This window comes from Polaromonas sp., assembly GCF_018780625.1.
GTDB lineage: Bacteria > Pseudomonadota > Gammaproteobacteria > Burkholderiales > Burkholderiaceae_C > Polaromonas.
In genome coordinates, this window is the sequence record NZ_JADMJK010000111.1 from 1 (window position 1) to 2,311 (window position 2,311).

At 65.4% G+C, this 2,311-nt stretch carries 1 protein-coding gene and 1 pseudogene; one reads left to right on the forward strand and one right to left on the reverse strand.

The genetic code is table 11. From position 1 onward, the window contains the following. Nucleotides 1-1,545, forward strand: a 1,545-nt coding sequence (locus IV091_RS09755; protein ID WP_293468134.1) for a phospholipase D family protein, incomplete at its 5' end; no start/stop codon positions are given. Between the two features lie 37 nt (nucleotides 1,546-1,582). Here the strand turns inward: IV091_RS09755 and IV091_RS09760 are convergent. Further along, nucleotides 1,583-2,311 (reverse strand): annotated as a pseudogene (locus IV091_RS09760) (hypothetical protein); the annotation flags it as partial.

The window sequence follows — 2,311 nt, forward strand, 5'->3', positions numbered from 1 at the left end:
GTCTCCAGCGCGCTGGCCAACCCCGAAACGACCCGTATCGGCCAGGCCGTGGCGGCGCGGGCCGCCCTTGCCGGCACCCGCAACGACTCCGGCTTTGCGCTGGTGGGCAACGCAGAACTGGCCTTTACCAGCCGCATGACGCTCATCAAGGCGGCGCAAAAAACGCTGGATATCCAGTACTACGCCATCCTGGCCGACGACACCACCGAGCGCATGGCCGATGCGCTGCGCGAGGCCGCCGGGCGGGGCGTGCGCGTGCGCATCTTGCTGGACGACTTCAACACCTCGGGCAAGAACGCGCAGATCCTGAAGCTGGCGTTTGAGTACAACATTGAAATGCGCCTGTTCAACCCGCTGCCGGGAGGGCGCGGATCGCTGTTTTTCCGGATCCTGAGCAACCTCAAGGACGTGGACCGCATGCAGCGGCGCATGCACAACAAGATTTTTGTGGCCGACAACGCGGTGGCGATTGTGGGCGGACGCAACCTGGGCGAAACCTATTTTGGCCAGAGCGAAGGCACCAACTTTATCGACATCGACCTGCTGGGGTCTGGTCGCATTGCGCGCGACCTGTCGCGCAGCTTTGACCAGTACTGGAACAACCCCCTGGCCTACCCCGTGCAGTCGCTGATGACCGTCAAGGAAATTGAAGCGCTCAAGCCCGCGCCCAGCGCCGCGCAAAACGCTGGCGCACCGGCCACGCCAGCGCCAGCCCGCGTCCCCAACAAAACGCTGAACGAGCGCACCACCACGTCACCGAGCGGCACGACAACGGTCATTCCGGCCCTGCCCGACGCGACCGACCTGAGCCTGTTGCGCTGGACCTGGGCGCCCTCGGTGATGCTGGTGGACAAACCGTCCAAAATAGCCGCTGACGCCGACGCCGTGGGCGAGTCCCAGGACACCACCGTTGACGGCCTGCTGCAGCTGATGTCGCAGGCCAAAAGTGATGTGCTGATCGTGTCGCCCTACTTCGTGCCGGGCGAAAAAATGATGCAGCAGTTTGCCGCCCTGCGCCAGCGCGGCGTGCGGGTGCGCGTGCTGACCAACTCGCTGGCCTCCAACGATGCGCCCGCTGCCCACGCGGGGTATGCGCGCTACCGCGAAGCGCTGCTGACCAGGGGGATTGAACTGTACGAGATGCGCGCCGAACAGCAGGGCACGCTCACCCACTTCGGCTCGATGGCCGGTTCTGCGGGCAACTCCCTGGGTGCCTCGCGCGCCAGCCTGCACGCCAAGGTGGTGGTCATAGACAGCCGCATGCTGGTGGTGGGCTCGATGAACCTGGATTTGCGCTCCCAGTTGCAAAACAGCGAAGTCGCCATCGTCATCCGCAACCGCGCCCTGTCGGCCGAGGCCACCCGGATGATCGAGCCCGCCCTGGCTGGCGGCGCCTACCGCGTGGAGCGGGTAGACGGCGCGCTGGTCTGGCGCGCACCACAGGGCTCCGGCCTGCCCGATTCAGCCACCGAACCGGACGCCAGCATTGGCTTGCGCTTGATGCTCAAGCTGATCGGGCCATTTGCGCCGGATGAAATGCTTTGAGCACGCAGGCACACCCGACGCGAACGGTCCTTACTGATTACTGATTTACCTTGACCTGGTAGGACACGGTCAGCTGGCCGCTGGGGGCCAGCACGCCGGTAAAGGTCCACTGCACGCTGCCGGGCGCACCCACGGCGGGCTGCACGCTCACGGTGCAGGCCGTGATCACGGCAGGCAAGGTCACGGGGCAAGCGGCAGAAAGGTAGGTAGTGAAGGCGGGCGTGGCGTCGTTGATGAACAAGGTGGACAGCGCCACGCTGCCGTTGTTCACCGCGGTCAGCGTGTACTGAAGGGTTTCACCCGGATTGGCATTGGCGGTGATGCCGCTGTCACCGCCTTGCGTGATGTTGCTCACGCGCTTGCTCAGCGCCAGCGCGCTGGCGTCGGCCACGGTCGTCACATCCGCCACGCTGAGCAGCACCGTGGCGCTGGCAGAGGCGTAACTGGCGCTGAGCGTGGTCGTGTTCTGAGCCCCCGGGGCAATGCCTGCCGGAACGAACTGCTTGACGATGAGGCACAGCGTCTGTGCGGCAGCAAGCGTGATGGGCGCAGCGATATCCGGCTCAGCAGCATCCAGCGTGCCATTGCAGTTGCTGTCGCGGTAAAGCACCTGGTTCCAGGGCCAACCCGTGGGCGCGGCGACGTTGGTCAGCGTGAACGTGACCTGCCCGTCGCTGCCCGCATAAAAATTATGCGCATAAAACACCGCCGTGCCGGCCTGCGCAGTCTGTGCACCGTTGGGGCTCAGCCGGCTGGGTGGGGGGGC